14 protein-coding genes are annotated in these 14,030 nt (G+C 73.4%); 4 read left to right on the forward strand and 10 right to left on the reverse strand.

What is annotated here, in order from left to right:
• Positions 1-302: 302 nt before the first annotated feature.
• Positions 303-674: a DUF4267 domain-containing protein gene (locus tag EV562_RS27515; protein WP_133889547.1), complete on the reverse strand. Its 372-nt coding sequence runs from the start codon at positions 672-674 to the stop codon at positions 303-305.
• Between the two features lie 85 nt (positions 675-759).
• Between EV562_RS27515 and EV562_RS27520 the strand changes: the two genes are divergently transcribed.
• Positions 760-1,350 carry a TetR/AcrR family transcriptional regulator gene (locus EV562_RS27520; protein ID WP_133889548.1) on the forward strand — a complete coding sequence of 197 codons (591 nt, stop codon included), beginning with the start codon at positions 760-762 and terminating at the stop codon, positions 1,348-1,350.
• Positions 1,351-1,623: 273 nt separating this feature from the next.
• Here the strand turns inward: EV562_RS27520 and EV562_RS27525 are convergent, their stop codons facing one another.
• The 5 genes from EV562_RS27525 to EV562_RS27545 all read right to left on the reverse strand — a co-directional run bounded on the left by EV562_RS27525 (position 1,624) and on the right by EV562_RS27545 (position 8,611).
• Positions 1,624-3,840, reverse strand: coding sequence for a bifunctional diguanylate cyclase/phosphodiesterase (locus EV562_RS27525; RefSeq protein ID WP_133889549.1), 2,217 nt, complete (start codon positions 3,838-3,840; stop codon positions 1,624-1,626).
• A gap of 257 nt (positions 3,841-4,097) precedes the next feature.
• Positions 4,098-6,305, reverse strand: a complete 2,208-nt coding sequence (ligA, locus tag EV562_RS27530) for an NAD-dependent DNA ligase LigA (protein ID WP_133889550.1) — start codon at positions 6,303-6,305, stop codon at positions 4,098-4,100.
• 15 nt (positions 6,306-6,320) lie between these two features.
• Entirely contained in the window at positions 6,321-7,334 is a 1,014-nt protein-coding gene (locus EV562_RS27535) for a methionine synthase (protein ID WP_133889551.1), read from the reverse strand.
• Positions 7,335-7,354: 20 nt separating this feature from the next.
• Positions 7,355-8,044, reverse strand: a complete 690-nt coding sequence (locus EV562_RS27540; RefSeq protein WP_166662018.1) for an SDR family oxidoreductase — start codon at positions 8,042-8,044, stop codon at positions 7,355-7,357.
• A 27-nt stretch (positions 8,045-8,071) separates the two neighbouring features.
• On the reverse strand, positions 8,072-8,611 hold the full coding sequence (locus EV562_RS27545) for a TIGR00730 family Rossman fold protein (protein WP_133889553.1): 540 nt from the start codon (positions 8,609-8,611) through the stop codon (positions 8,072-8,074).
• Positions 8,612-8,701: 90 nt separating this feature from the next.
• On the opposite strand from EV562_RS27545, the gene EV562_RS27550 reads away from it, so the two are divergent.
• Together EV562_RS27550 and EV562_RS27555 are read left to right on the forward strand one after the other, a co-directional pair.
• The gene (locus tag EV562_RS27550) at positions 8,702-9,052 is read left to right on the forward strand and encodes a DUF427 domain-containing protein (protein WP_133889554.1); all 351 of its coding nucleotides are present in this window, start codon (positions 8,702-8,704) and stop codon (positions 9,050-9,052) included.
• A 79-nt stretch (positions 9,053-9,131) separates the two neighbouring features.
• Complete coding sequence (locus EV562_RS27555) at positions 9,132-9,911, forward strand: alpha/beta hydrolase (RefSeq protein WP_166662019.1); 780 nt, start codon at positions 9,132-9,134, stop codon at positions 9,909-9,911.
• 268 nt (positions 9,912-10,179) lie between these two features.
• Here EV562_RS27555 and mnmA read toward each other — a convergent pair whose 3' ends face one another.
• Positions 10,180-11,310, reverse strand: a complete 1,131-nt coding sequence (gene mnmA, locus EV562_RS27560) for a tRNA 2-thiouridine(34) synthase MnmA (RefSeq protein ID WP_133889555.1) — start codon at positions 11,308-11,310, stop codon at positions 10,180-10,182.
• A gap of 60 nt (positions 11,311-11,370) precedes the next feature.
• Between mnmA and EV562_RS27565 the strand changes: the two genes are divergently transcribed.
• Entirely contained in the window at positions 11,371-12,084 is a 714-nt protein-coding gene (locus EV562_RS27565) for an N-acetylmuramoyl-L-alanine amidase (protein ID WP_133889556.1), read from the forward strand.
• A gap of 31 nt (positions 12,085-12,115) precedes the next feature.
• Here EV562_RS27565 and EV562_RS27570 read toward each other — a convergent pair whose 3' ends face one another.
• From EV562_RS27570 to EV562_RS27580, 3 genes are all read right to left on the reverse strand, one after another.
• Positions 12,116-13,285, reverse strand: coding sequence for a cysteine desulfurase family protein (locus EV562_RS27570; RefSeq protein ID WP_133889557.1), 1,170 nt, complete (start codon positions 13,283-13,285; stop codon positions 12,116-12,118).
• Between the two features lie 75 nt (positions 13,286-13,360).
• Complete coding sequence (locus EV562_RS35720) at positions 13,361-13,690, reverse strand: DUF4190 domain-containing protein (protein WP_133889558.1); 330 nt, start codon at positions 13,688-13,690, stop codon at positions 13,361-13,363.
• A gap of 84 nt (positions 13,691-13,774) precedes the next feature.
• Positions 13,775-13,972: a hypothetical protein gene (locus tag EV562_RS27580; RefSeq protein WP_166662005.1), complete on the reverse strand. Its 198-nt coding sequence runs from the start codon at positions 13,970-13,972 to the stop codon at positions 13,775-13,777.
• Positions 13,973-14,030 lie beyond the last annotated feature (58 nt).

Genomic DNA, 14,030 nt, shown 5'->3' on the forward strand with positions numbered 1-14,030 from the left:
AGCGTTCCTCTGGGTGAGTGTGTGGTCGGGGCACGTCGGCCGGGGCAAGTCGCTTGCCCCCGTCGCGTCGGCCCGATCGGTTTGGCCCAATCCTATGGGGCCGGGCACCGTGGCCGTTAAACGGTTTCCCCGGGAGCGGCTCCACGGCGCCGCGCGTCCCGGGCCGTGCTGCTCGGGAAGTGGTTGCCGTACCGCTCCTGCACCTCCGGCAGGCTCCCCCGGGTGGCCTCAGTGAGGGCGATGCGCCGCAGGTGACGGACGTACTCGCGGCGTTCGGTGCCGGCCGGCCGTGCGGGGCGGGCTCAGACCGCGAAGAGCAGCCCGGCACTGATCAGGACAACGACCGCGGTGGCGAGGTGGATCCCGAAGGCCACCGCCTTCTCACCCCCGTGGCGCAGCACGACGAGCGTGTCCGCCAGCGGGATCAGGGCGACGCAGAGCATGAACCACGCCTCGGGGCGGGCGCCGGCGAAGGCCAGCAGCGCCAGTCCCACCACGCCGAGCGTGCCGTCCCTGACGCCCTTGACCGTCAGATAGGCGCCGGCGTCGCCGCCGGGGTCGGCCGGGACGCCGTAGCCGGCGGCGGCCGGGCCGGGCTGGAACAGGAAGCGGTAGCCGAGGAACAGGCAGAACAGGTTGAGCACGACGGCCAGGGTGTACGCGGTGATGGTCATGACCACTCCTTGCTAGCAGCGCTAGTGATGAGAGTGACGCTAGCAGAGCGTCGACAATATGGCTAGCGCTGCTAGAATCGGGGTCATGACGATCCAGACGCGCCGGGAGCGCGAACGAGCGGAGCGTGAGCGGCTCATCGTGACGGCCGCGCGGGACCTGGCCGAGGCGGAGGGCTGGGACGCGGTCACCACGCGTCGGCTGGCCGCCGAGATCGAGTACAGCCAGCCGGTGCTGTACAGCCACTTCAAGGGCAAGGGCGCGATCATGGCGGCGGTCGCGGTACGGGGCTGCGAGGAGCTGACGGTCGAGCTGCGGGAGTCGGCGGCGGCGGCCGAGGGGGCGCAGGCGACGCTGGCGGCGATCGGCCGGGCGTACACGGACTTCGGACGCCGGCGGCCCGCGCTCTACGACGCGATGTGCACGCACCTGGTGGACCTGCCGTTCGCCACCCCCGAGGCTCCGGCTCCGCTCCAGGAGGCGTTCGGCGAGATGCTGCGGGCCGTGGAGGCCGTCGCGGGCGAGGGGGAGGACCCGGGGCTGCTCACGGAGACGTTCTGGGCCGGGCTGCACGGGCTGGTGACGCTGATGCGCAGCGGCCGGCTCCCGCAGGAGGCCCACGACCGGCGGCTCGCCCTGCTGATCGGGCGCTTCGCACCGGGGAGCAGCGCGAGCTGAGCGGCGGCGAGCGGCGGGGCCGGCGAGAGTCCGGAGCCGCGCGGCACGGCAACGCCACCGGGTCGCGCGGCACGGCGGTCCGCGGTCGCGCCACGACGGCGGCCCGGAGTCACGCGGCACGGCGACGGTCCGCGGTCGCGCCACGGCAGCGGCCCGGAGCCACGCGAGACGGCGGCCGTTCGAGGTCGTGCGGGACGGGTCGGCGGGCTGTCGCGGGTGTGGTGCGGGACGGGTCGGCGGGCTGTCGCGGGTGTGGTGCGGGCCTGGGGCAGGTCACTCGTCGCTCGCCGCTGCCGGGAGGGCGGCGGCGGTCCGGACCCAGCCCCGCGAACCTCGGGCGAGCAGCCAGGCGGTGGTCTCCTCGGGCGGCATCGCGGCCGCGACCAGCCAGCCCTGTACGGCGTCGCAGCCCAGGTCGCGCAGGCGCTCCCAGGTCTCGTCGTCCTCCACGCCCTCGGCGACGACGAGCAGGCCCAGCGAATGGGCGAGGTCGACGGTGCAGCGCACGATCTCGGCGTCCTCGTTGTCGATGGCCAGCCGGGCCACGAACGAGCGGTCGATCTTCAGCTCGCTGACGGGGAGCCTGCGCAGGTGGACCAGGGAGGAGTAGCCGGTGCCGAAGTCGTCCAGGGACATCTTCACGCCGTGCCCGGTCAGCGCGTTGAGGGTGTCGGCCGCGCGCTGCGGGTCCTCCAGCAGGACGTGCTCGGTGATCTCGAGTTGGAGCGCTCCCGCGGGAACGCCGTGCCGGGCGAGCCGTGCGGCCACCGAGCCCGCGAAGCCGGGGGTGTGCACGTCGCGCGGGGAGACGTTGACCGCGACCGGCACGAACAGGCCCTGGGAGCGCCACCGGGCGACCTGGCCGAGCGCGGTCTCCAGGACGTACTCGGTGAGGTGGGGCATCAGCCCGGACGACTCGGCGATGGCTATGAACTCGTCCGGGGGGACCTTGCCGCGCTCGGGGTGCACCCAGCGCACCAGGGCCTCCAGGCCGGCGACCTGTCCGTCGAAGCGGACCTTGGGCTGGTAGTGCAGCTGCACCTCGTGGGCGTCCAGGGCGCGGCGCAGGTCGCCCAGGAGGCCGAGCCGGTCGGGGGTGTTGGAGTCCCGCTTGGACTCGTAGACCTCCACGCCCGTGCGGTCCCGCTTCGCCTGGTACATCGCCACGTCCGCGCGGCGCAGCAGTCCCTCGGCGTCCAGCGCGTGGTCGGGGAAGACCGCGACGCCCGCGCTGGCCTCCAGGACCAGGGTGAGACCGTCCAGGTCCATCGGGGAACTGAGCGCGGACACCAGCCCACGGGCTATCCGGGTCGCCGACGTGGTGGAGTCGGCGACGGGAAGTAAGACGGCGAACTCGTCCCCGCCGAGCCGCGCGGCCTCGGCCCCGCGCGGCAGGGCCTGACGCAGCCGGTCGGCGGTCTGCAGCAGCAACCGGTCACCGGCGAGGTGTCCGAGCGTGTCGTTGACCGACCGGAAACGGTCGAGGTCGATCAGCATGAGGGCGGCGCGGGCGCCGATGCGCTCGGCGTCGTCCAGCGCGGTCCAGGTGCGCTCCAGGAGCCACTGCCGGTTGGGCAGTCCGGTGAGCGGGTCGCGCAACTGCTCCTCGGCGCGGGCTCGGGCGATCCACAGCGTGGAGTCGAGGGCGATGAGGGGGATGGCGAACAGCGGCAGCAGCAGCGGCTTGGCGACGGCGACGACGCAGACCAGCGGGGCGATGCCGAGCAGGGCGACGGCGACCAGGCCCTGCCGGACCAGGGCGGTGCGGGCGACGGTGGGCAGCCCGGGGCGCGGGGTCTGCACGTACCACAGCAGGGTGCGGGTGACGGCGAGGTAGGCGACGGCGACGAGCACCACCTTGGGCACCGCGTACACCCCCCAGGTGTCGGGGTCCCAGGGCTGCTCGACCGACGGTACGGAGCCGCAGACGCCGAGCAGCAGGGCCCCCGCGGCGATGCCGAGGATGTCCACGGCTCCGTGCACGACGCCGTGCCGCCAGGGGCCCCGCCGGGCTATGGCGACCAGGACGACGACGGTGAGGCTGACCATGCCGGCCGGCAGCCAGCCGTACAGCAGCAGGACGGCGAGGGTGAGGGCGGCGCCCGAGCCGGTGCCGCCCCACCAGCGGGAGCGGCCGAGCATGACCAGGTGGCCGACGACGATGCCGGCCAGCACGGCCAGGGACCAGCCGACGGTGCCGGACGGGAAGAGGGCGTGGCCGTCGCTGAACGCCCGGTAGAAACCGGCGCCCAGGACGAAGGCGGCGGTCGCGACGATCGCCGCCGGCAACGCGGGCCAGGACAGGTGCCGTTCACCGTCCGGGTCGGCCGGGCCCGCGGTGGGTCCGGCGGCCGGCGGCATGCGGGTGCCCGCAGCGGGATGCGGGGCGCCCCCGGCGCGTTGCCCGGGCCTCAGGCTCACGTGCCACGCGCCCACCCTGCGACGCAGGCTCAGCCGTGAGCCCGCGGCGGCGCTCTCGGTCGGTTCCATTCCCGTCCCTCTCACAGCCGGCGGTGCCCACACCACACGGCCCCCGCCTCGACCACCTTCAACGGCTTGGCGTCGAAGTCCCCTCCCCCTGTCGCTCGGGGCAGGGGGGCGCCCCGACCGCAGCTGGGCACGGCGGGCGCACACCTCAACAGTAGGCCGCGGAAGGCTTCCAGGGGCACTGGTCGTCGACGGTTGCCCGAATGCCACCCGGCCACCCGTATGCATCTGATATGCGCCGATCGGGCGGCCTTCAACCGCTATTCCTCAGCCGAAAGCGCGACATCCGCCGCCGCTTCGGCTCCTTGTTCGAGCAGAACGACGAAGCCGTCCTCGTTCAGAACCGGAACCTTCAATTGCATCGCCTTGTCGTACTTCGACCCGGGGTTGTCACCGACCACGACGAACGACGTCTTTTTGGACACCGATCCGGTCACCTTGGCGCCGCCGTTCTGCAGGGCGTCCTTGGCACCGTCCCGGGTGAAGTTCTCCAGGGTGCCGGTGACCACGACGGTGAGCCCTTCGAGCGGGCGCGGTCCCTCGTCCTCCCCCGTCGAACGGTCCTCCAGCGGGACTCCGGCCGCCTTCCACTTCCGGACGATCTCGCGGTGCCAGTCCACGGCGAACCACTCCTTGACGGCGGTGGCGATGGTGCCGCCCACCCCGTCCGTGCTTGCCAGCTCCTCCTCGGTGGCCTGCTCGATGCGGTCGATCGAGCGGAACTCCCGGGCGAGGGCCTGGGCGGCGACCGGTCCGACGTACCGGATGGAGAGGCCGTTGATGAAGCGGGCGAGGGGGCGGGCCTTGGCCTCCTCGATGTACTTGAGCAGCGCGAGGGTGTTCTTCTTCGGCTCGCCCTCCTTGTTGGCGAAGACCGTGGCGATCTTCTCCTCGCCGGTCTTCGGGTCGCGCTTGGGCAGCCCGCTGTCCGGGTCGAGGACGTACGCCTTGATGGGTAGCAGCTTCTCGACGGTGAGGTCGAAGAGGTCGCCCTCGTCCACCAGCGGGGGCTCGGCCGGCTCCAGCGGCGCGGTCAGCGCGGCGGCCACGACGTCGCCGAAGTGCTCGATGTCCAGGCACTCCCGCCCGGCGAGGTAGGACAGCCGCCCGCGCAACTGGGCCGGGCACTTGCGGGCGTTGGGGCAGCGGAGGTCGATGTCGCCCTCCTTCATGGCCCGCAGCGGCGTCCCGCACTCGGGGCACTCGGCCGGCATCACGAACTCCCGCTCGCTGCCGTCCCTGAGGTCGGCGACCGGTCCGAGGATCTCCGGGATCACGTCACCGGCCTTGCGCAGCACCACGGTGTCGCCGATGAGCACGCCCTTGGCCTTGACGACCTCCTGGTTGTGCAGGGTGGCGAACTCCACCTCGCTGCCGGCCACCGTGACCGGCTCGACCTGCGCGTACGGGGTGACGCGGCCGGTGCGGCCGACGCCCACCTTGATGTCGAGGAGCTTGGTGTTGACCTCCTCCGGCGCGTACTTGTAGGCGATGGCCCAGCGGGGCGCGCGGGCCGTGGAGCCGAGCCGGCCCTGGAGGCGGATCTCGTCGAGCTTGACGACGACACCGTCGATCTCGTGGGCGACGGAGTGCCGGTTCTCGCCGTAGTACGCGATGAACTCGCGTACGCCGTCCAGGCCGTCGACCACCCTGTTGTGCGGGGAGGTGGGCAGGCCCCAGGTCTTCAGCAGGTCGTACGCCTGGGAGAGGCGGGTCAGGCCCGAGTAGCCCTCCAGGATGCCGATGCCGTGGACGACCATGTGCAGCGGGCGGGAGGCGGTGACGCGCGGGTCCTTCTGGCGCAGCGAACCGGCCGCCGCGTTGCGCGCGTTGGCGAAGGGCTTGTCCCCGGCCTCGTTCAACCGGGCGTTCAGCTCCTGGAACTTCTCCATCGGGAAGTAGACCTCGCCCCGGATCTCCACGAGGTCGGGGACCTTCTCGCCCGCCAGGCGGTCGGGGATCTCCGCGATGGTGCGGACGTTGGGCGTGATGTCCTCGCCGGTGCGGCCGTCGCCGCGGGTGGCGGCGCGGACGAGGCGGCCGCGCTCGTAGGTGAGGTTGACGGCGAGTCCGTCGACCTTCAGCTCGCACAGGAAGTGGTACTCCTGCTCGCCCAGCTCCCGGGCGATGCGGTCGAACCAGGCGGCCAGCTCGTCGTCGTTGAAGGTGTTGTCCAGGGAGAGCATCCGGGTGGGGTGCTGCACGGCCGTGAACTCGGTCGCGTAGGAGCCGGAGACCTTCTGGGTCGGGGACTCGGGGGTGCGCAGCTCCGGGTACCGCTCCTCCAGCTCCTCCAGGCTGCGCAGCAGCCGGTCGAACTCCGCGTCGCTGACCACCGGCGCATCGTTCACGTAGTACCGGAAGCGGTGCTCCTCGATCTGCTCGGCGAGCCGCACGTGCCGCTCCCGCGCCTCGGCGGGCACGCTGGTCGTCTCCGCCTGCTTGTCGCCCTGCTTGTCGCCGGCCACCGTATGGTCCTCCCGTTACTCTGGGTTGTCCGCGAGGGATCTCGCCGCCCGGACGCAGTGGGCGAGCGCGTGCCGGGCGTAGTCCGGGGAGGCGCCCGCGAGTCCGCACGCCGGAGTGACGGTGACCGCCTCCGCGAGCAGCTCCGGTCGCAGCCCCAGCCTGCGCCACAGCGTTCTGACACCCATGACGCTACCGGCAGGGTCTGACAACGCGGAGTCCGTGCCCGGCACGACACCGGCGAACAGCCGGGTGCCGCCCTCGACGGCCTCACCGATCGCGTCGTCGTCACGCTCGGTGAGCAGCGAGAAGTCGAAGGAGACGCCGGCGACGCCGGCCCGGCGCAGCAGGGCGAACGGCACGTCCGGTGCGCAGGAGTGGACCACGACGGGGCCGCCGTCGTGCACCCCGCCGACCTCGCGCAGCGTCGCCTCCACCACCTGGCGGTCGACGGCCCGGTGGGTGCGGTAGCCGCTGGCGGTGCGGACCTGGCCGCGCAGCACGGCGGTGAGGGACGGTTCGTCGAGCTGGAGCACGGGCCGGGCGCCTGGCACCCGGCGGCGCAGCTCGGCGAGGTGCAGGCGCAGGCCCTCGGCGAGCGAGGCGGCGAGGTCGCGGCAGGCGCCGGGGTCGGAGAGGACCGCCTCGCCGCCGCGCAGTTCCAGGGCGGCGGCGAGGGTCCACGGGCCGACGGCCTGGACCTTGAGCGGCCCCTCGTAGCCCTGGGTGAACTCCTCCAGCGCGTCGAGGTCCTCCCCGAGCCAGGCCCGGGCCCGCTTGGTGTCCCGCCCGGGCCGGTCGCCGAGCCGCCAGCCGCTGGGCTCCACGCGCGCGTAGAGCTCGACGAGCATCCCCGCGGTGCGGCCGATCATGTCGGCGCCGGGGCCGCGGGCGGGCAGTTCGGGGAGGAAGGGGAAGTCCTCGAAGCTGCCGGTGGCGGTCCTGGCGGCCTCTCGGGCGTCCTGGCCCGGGAGGCTGCCGACGCCGGTGGCGGGACCGAAGCGGGGGCTGGTCTGGCTGTTGTCGCTCACCCGGCCAGCCTAAGCCGCCGTCACCGCCCCGGGCGCACCGTCAGGTCGTTGACCTCCGCGTCCCTCGGCAGGTCCAGGGCCATCAGGATGGTCGTGGCGACGGACTCGGGGTCGATCCACTGCGCCGGGTCGTACGCCTTGCCCTCCTGCTGGTGGACCTTCGCCTGCATGGGGCTGGCGGTGCGGCCCGGGTAGACCGAGGTGACGCGGACGCCGTTCGCGTGCTCCTCCTGGCGCAGGGCGTCGGCCAGGGCCTTCAGGCCGTGCTTGGAGGCTCCGTACGCGGCCCAGCCGGCGTGGGCGTTGAGGCCGGAGCCGGAGTTGACGAAGAGCACCTGGCCCTGGGCGACGCGGAGCTGCGGCAGCAGGAGGCGGGTCAGCTCGGCGGGGGCGACCAGGTTGACGTTGAGCTGGTTGGTCCAGGTCTTCGGGGTGAGGTCGCCGACCGGGCCGAGGTCGACGACGCCGGCGATGTGCAGCAGCGAGTCCACCCGGTCGGGCAGGCTCTGGTGGGACAGGGCCCAGGACAGCTTGCCCGGGTCGGAGAGGTCGCCGACCAGCGTCTTCGCGCCGGGGAACGCGGCGGCCAGCTCCTTCGCGCGGCCCGCGTCGCGCGCGTGCAGCACGATGTCGTCGCCGCGCTCGTGCAGGCGGCGGGCGACGGCCGCGCCGATGCCGGAGCCCGCTCCGGTGATCACATGTGTAGCCATGCCCGCCATGCTCGCATCACCGGCGCCTCACTCGATGCCCTGGCTCTCCTCCAGGTAGGCGAGCGCGCCGACCGGCTCCTCGGCGAAGAACACCAGCTCGGTGAGGGGGCGGGGCAGGAAGCCCTCGTCCTCCATGCGGCGGAACTGCTCCCGGAGGCCGTCGTAGAAGCCCGCGGTGTTCAGCAGGACGACCGGCTTGTCGGTGTGCCCGTGCTTCTTCAGCTCCAGGATCTCGGTGGCCTCGTCGAGGGTGCCGGTGCCGCCCACCATGATGACGACGGCGTCGGCCTTCTGCAGCAGCAGCCGCTTGCGCTCGGCCAGGTCCTTCGCGATCACCATCTCGTCGGCGCCCTCGCGCGCCTTCGCCGCCAGGAAGTCCACCGAGACCCCGAGCAGCCGTCCACCGGCCTCCTGCACGCCGTCGGCGACGACCTTCATCAGACCGGTGTCGGAGCCGCCCCAGACGAGGGTGTGGCCGCCCTTGCCGAGCAGTCCGCCGAACTCCTTCGCGGGACGCGTGTAGCGCTCGTCGAGGTCGGCGGCGGAGAGGAAGACGCAGATGTTCATGGCTCAACGGTACGGCTCGGCCGGAACGGGAAGAACCCGGCGTCCGGGCGCGCTGTAGTGACGGACGGCACTGCCTCCGGGAGGACGATCGTGACCAAGGGACTCAAGGGACTCAAGGCACTCAAGGGACACCGCATCACCGTCGAACCGAGCGGCCGGCACGTGCGCGTGGTGCACGGCGAGCAGGTGCTGGCGGAGAGCGACGGGGCGCTGGTCCTGCACGAAACGGGCTGTCCCGACCGGTACTACATCCCGCCCCAGGACGTGCGCCTCGACCTGCTGACGCCGTCCGGCACGACCACCCACTGCCCCTTCAAGGGCGACGCCTCCTACTGGTCGCTGCCGGACGCGGCGGACCTCGTCTGGGCGTACCCCGATCCGAAGCCCGAGGTGGCGGAGATCAAGGACCATCTCTGCTTCTACGAGGTCGAGGTGTCCTGAGGCGACGGTCCTGAGGCGACGGCCGGGCCGTCCGTGTCCTGACCGATGATTCGCGTGCCGTAGGGCAGTCTGCACAGGCATGGAGAAGAAGACTGTTTCGCGCGACGGCACCGGCATCGCCTACCAGCGCTCCGGGAGCGGGCCGGCGGTCGTGCTGGTCAGCGGCGCGATGTCGACGGGTGCCACGATGGCACCGCTGGCCGCCGAGCTGTCGGACCGTTTCGACGTCGTCGTGTACGACCGCCGTGGGCGCGGCGGGAGCGGTGACACGGCGCCCTACGCGGTGGAACGCGAGGTCGAGGACCTGGCGGCGCTGATCGACGTGCTGGGCGGCGAGGCGTCGCTGTTCGGCATGTCGTCGGGCGGGGCGCTGGTGCTCCGGGCGGCGGCGAGCGGCCTGCCGGTGCGCCGGGTCGCCGTGTACGAGGTGCCGTACGCCGGGGACGACGAGGCCGTGCGGGCCGGGGCCGAGTACACCGAGCGGCTGACCGAAGCCCTGGGGGCCGGCCGGCGCGGGGACGCCGTGGAGCTGTTCCTGCGCCGCACCGGGCTGGGCGAGGAGATGATCCGGGGGGCCAGGCAGTCCCCCATGTGGGCGGGGATGGAGTCGGTGGCGCCCAGCCTGGCGTACGACGACGCCGTGATGGGCGACGGCCGGGTGCCCACGTCCGCGATCTCCTCGGTCACCGCTCCCCTGCTGGCCCTCGCGGGCGGCGCGAGCGACGCGTGGTGGCACGAGGCCGCCCGGGCGATCGCCGGGGCGGCCCCGGACGGGAGGTACGGCACCGTGGAAGAGCAGACCCACAGGGTGGAGCCGGGCGTCCTGGCGCCGGTGCTGGCGGAGTTCCTCACCGGGTGAGCCGCCGGGGCCGACGAGTGGCCCCCGGTGCCCGCCGGGCGGCTCGGGCCGCGCCTGCCGTCGCGCACACCCCTGGCGCCGGTGTGGGCGGAGTTTCCCACCGGGCCGGCCGACAGGCACGAGAGCGCCGCCACGACGTCCGGCTGACGGCTGACGACTGACGGCTCAAGTCCCCCCGGCCGTCGCGCATGTCGAGGACGCCGATACCGCCCAGGATCCACCGGGCCGGCCGGCAGGCACGACGGCGCCGCCACGCCCGCCGGGCGGCTCAGGCCGCTCCGGCCGTCGCGCGCGTCGTGGACGCGATGGTCGCCGAGCCCACCACGCGCGTGCCGTCGTACAGCACGATCGCCTGGCCGGGGGCGACCCCGCGCACCGGCTCGGTGAACGTCACCTCCAGGGTGCCGTCGACCAGTTCGGCGCGGACCTCGGTCTCGCCGCCGTGGGCGCGGAGCTGGGCGGTGTAGGTGCCGGGGCCTGTGGGGGCGGCACCGCACCAGCGGGGCTTGATCGCGCGCAGGGCGTCGACGTCGAGGGCCTCGGCCGGACCGACCGTCACGGTGTTGTCCACCGGGGAGATGTCCAGGACGTAGCGCGGCTTGCCGTCGGGGGCCGGGGTGCCGATCCTGAGGCCCTTGCGCTGGCCGATGGTGTAGCCGTAGGCGCCCTCGTGGGTGCCGAGCCGGTTGCCCGCCTCGTCGACGATGTCGCCCTCGGCCTTGCCCAGCCGGCCGGCGAGGAAGCCCTGGGTGTCGCCGTCGGCGATGAAGCAGATGTCGTGGGAGTCGGGCTTCTTGGCCACCGCGAGGCCCCTGCGCTCGGCCTCCGCGCGGATCTCGTCCTTGGTGGTGACCGTGTCGCCGAGCGGGAACATCGCGTGGGCGAGCTGCCGGTCGTCGAGCACGCCGAGGACGTAGCTCTGGTCCTTGGCCATGTCGGAGGCGCGGTGCAGCTCGCGCACGCCGTCCTCGCGCAGGATCACCTGGGCGTAGTGGCCGGTGCAGACGGCGTCGAACCCGAGGGCCAGCGCCTTGTCGAGCAGCGCGGCGAACTTGATCTTCTCGTTGCAGCGCAGGCACGGGTTGGGGGTGCGGCCCGCCTCGTACTCGGCGACGAAGTCCTCGACCACGTCCTCCCGGAAGCGGTCGGCGAGGTCCCACACGTAGAACGGGATGCCGATGACGTCGGCGGCGCGGCGGGCGTCGCGCGAGTCCTCGATGGTGCAACAGCCCCGGGCGCCCGTGCGGAAGGACTGCGGGTTCGCGGAGAGCGCCAGGTGGACGCCGGTCACGTCGTGCCCCGCCTCGGCCGCGCGGGCGGCGGCGACGGCGGAGTCGACTCCGCCCGACATGGCGGCGAGGACGCGGAGGGGACGGGTGCGCTGCGGGGTCTCAGTCATAACCCCTCCAGGGTACGGGGAGGCGGGAACCGGAGCGCGCGAGTATGCGTTGAAGATCGTATGGGGGCTAAGCAGGGATCCTCGGGCGGATCCGCGGGCGGCGGGCCGGCGGACGGCGACCGGCGCATCGGCCGGCGGGCGCTGATCGTCGGCGGTGCGGCGGCGGCCGCGGGCACCGCCGTGCTGGCCCGTGACGAGCTGTCCCGCCTGTGGTGGCGGACGCCGGGGGTGGACCGGCCCCGCGAGGAGGGCGCCGTCGACTACGCGGGCGCGCGCTGGGTGGCCGCCTCGGACGCGAACTGGCGGCGGGCGGACCGGCCGGACGACTACGGCATCGACATGGTGATCGTCCACGTCACCCAGGGCAGCTTCGCCAGTGCGGTGCGCGCCTTCCAGGACCCGGGGCACAAGGCGGCCGCGCACTACATCGTGGGACAGGACGGGCGTGTCACCCAGATGATCCGCGAGCTGGACGTGGCGTACCACGCGGGCAACCGCGACTACAACGAGCGCAGTGTCGGCATCGAGCACGAGGGTTTCGTCGACCGCCCGCGGGACTTCACCGACGCGATGTACGCCGCCTCCGCGCGCCTGACGGCGGGCATATGCGCACGCTACGACATACCCGTGGACCGCGAGCACATCCTCGGCCACGTGGAGGTGCCGGGGACCGACCACACCGACCCGGGGCCGCACTGGGACTGGGACCGGTACCTGAAGCTGGTGCGGCGAGCCGCCACCGGCGGCCCGTCGAAGCCGCCGGCGAAGGCCTGAGCCCTCCGGCGGCGTCCGCGGCCGACGGCTCCTACGACAGTCCCGCCGCGCGGGCGCGTTCCACCGCGGGGCCGATCGCCTTGGCGAGCGCCGCCACGTCGGCCGCGGTCGAGGTGTGGCCCAGCGAGAAGCGCAGGGTGCCGCGGGCCAGGGCGGGGTCGGTGCCGGTGGCCAGCAGGACGTGGCTGGGCTGGGCGACGCCCGCGGTGCAGGCGGAGCCGGTGGAGCACTCGATGCCCTGCGCGTCGAGCAGCAGGAGGAGGGAGTCGCCCTCGCAGCCGGGGAAGGTGAAGTGGGCGTTGGCGGGCAGGCGCCCCTCCCGGACCGGGTCGCCGCCGAGGATCGCGTCCGGGACCGCCGTGCGGACGGCGTCGACCAGGTCGTCGCGCAGGGCACCGATCTCGCGGGCGAACCACGCGCGCTGCTCGGCGGCGAGGCGCCCGGCGACGGCGAAGGAGGCCACGGCCGGGACGTCGAGGGTGCCGGAGCGCACATGGCGTTCCTGTCCGCCCCCGTGCAGGACGGGGACCGGGGTGTACTCGCGGCCCAGCAGCAGCGCGCCGATGCCGTAGGGGCCGCCGATCTTGTGGCCGGACACCGTCATCGCCGCGAGCCCGGAGGCGGCGAAGTCGACCGGGAGCTGGCCGAAGGCCTGGACCGCGTCGGCGTGCAGCGGCACGTCGAACTCGGCGGCCACGTCGGCGAGTTCCCGCACCGGCATGATCGTGCCGATCTCGTTGTTGGCCCACATCACGGTGGCGAGGGCGACGTCGCCGGGGTCGCGGGCGATGGCCTCGCGCAGCGCGTCCGGGTGGACGCGGCCGTACGCGTCGACCGGGAGGTACTCGACAGTGGCGCCCTCGTGCTCGCCGAGCCAGTGCACGGCGTCGAGGACCGCGTGGTGCTCGACGGGGCTGGCCAGGACCCGGGTGCGGGCCGGGTCGGCGTCGCGGCGGGCCCAGTACAGGCCCTTGACGGCGAGGTTGTCGGCCTCGGTGCCGCCGGAGGTGAGGACCACTTCGCTGGGGCGGGCGCCGAGCGCCTCGGCGAGGCTCTCACGGGCCTCCTCGACGGTGCGCCTCGCCCGGCGGCCGGACGCGTGCAGGGAGGAGGCGTTGCCGGTGACGCTCAGGTGCGCGGCGAGTGCCTCGACTGCCTCGGGAAGCATCGGGGTGGTCGCGGCGTGGTCGAGGTAAGCCATGGTGCGGCCGATTCTACGGGCGGCCCCGCCCGGTCCCGGACCGAGGCCCGCCTCGTCGCACGGGGGTGCGACGGCTCACAGGCTCCACGACAGGGTGCTGTCCGCGGACATGAACGCCACCAGGACCAGCAGGTCGGCGACGCCCAGGCCGAGGCCGAGGAGGGCCCGGCCGCGGCGGGCGGTGCCGCGCCACAGCGCGACGCTCGCGAGGGCGATGGCGATCGGGCCCAGGAAGACGTTGAGGACGAGCAGGCCGAGCAGACCGAGGACGAAGGCGGCGACGGCCATGCCGTCGGTGTCGTGGATGCCGGTGCGGCGGGCGGCGCGGGTGGTGCGGGAGGAGTCGGTGGAGTCGGTGGAGTCGGTGGAGTCGGCGGTGCGGTTGGCCGGTGCGGTGAGCTGCATGGTGGTCTCCCTGCCGTGCGTCGGTGGGCCGTTGCGTCGGTGGAGGTGCGTCGGGGCGCGAGCTGCGTCAGGACGCGAGGCGCGTCAGTGCGCGGAGGTGCTCCGCCGGCGGCCGTGCCGCTCGCGGAGCGCGAAGACGCCGAGCCAGACGGCGATGACCAGGCCGGCCGCGACGGAGAAGGTGAGCGGTGCGTGGGCCACGGCGCCCAGGACCACGCCGAGGAGCAGGAGTGCGACGACGAGGAACAGCATGGAACGGATCCCCCAATCTTGCGTGGGCACTTCGGTGAACGTTTGTGGTTACAGTTGTTTACTGACTTCCCAGTCTAGCGCGCTCCAT

Source organism: Streptomyces sp. BK208 (genome assembly GCF_004364245.1).
Taxonomy (GTDB): domain Bacteria; phylum Actinomycetota; class Actinomycetes; order Streptomycetales; family Streptomycetaceae; genus Streptomyces.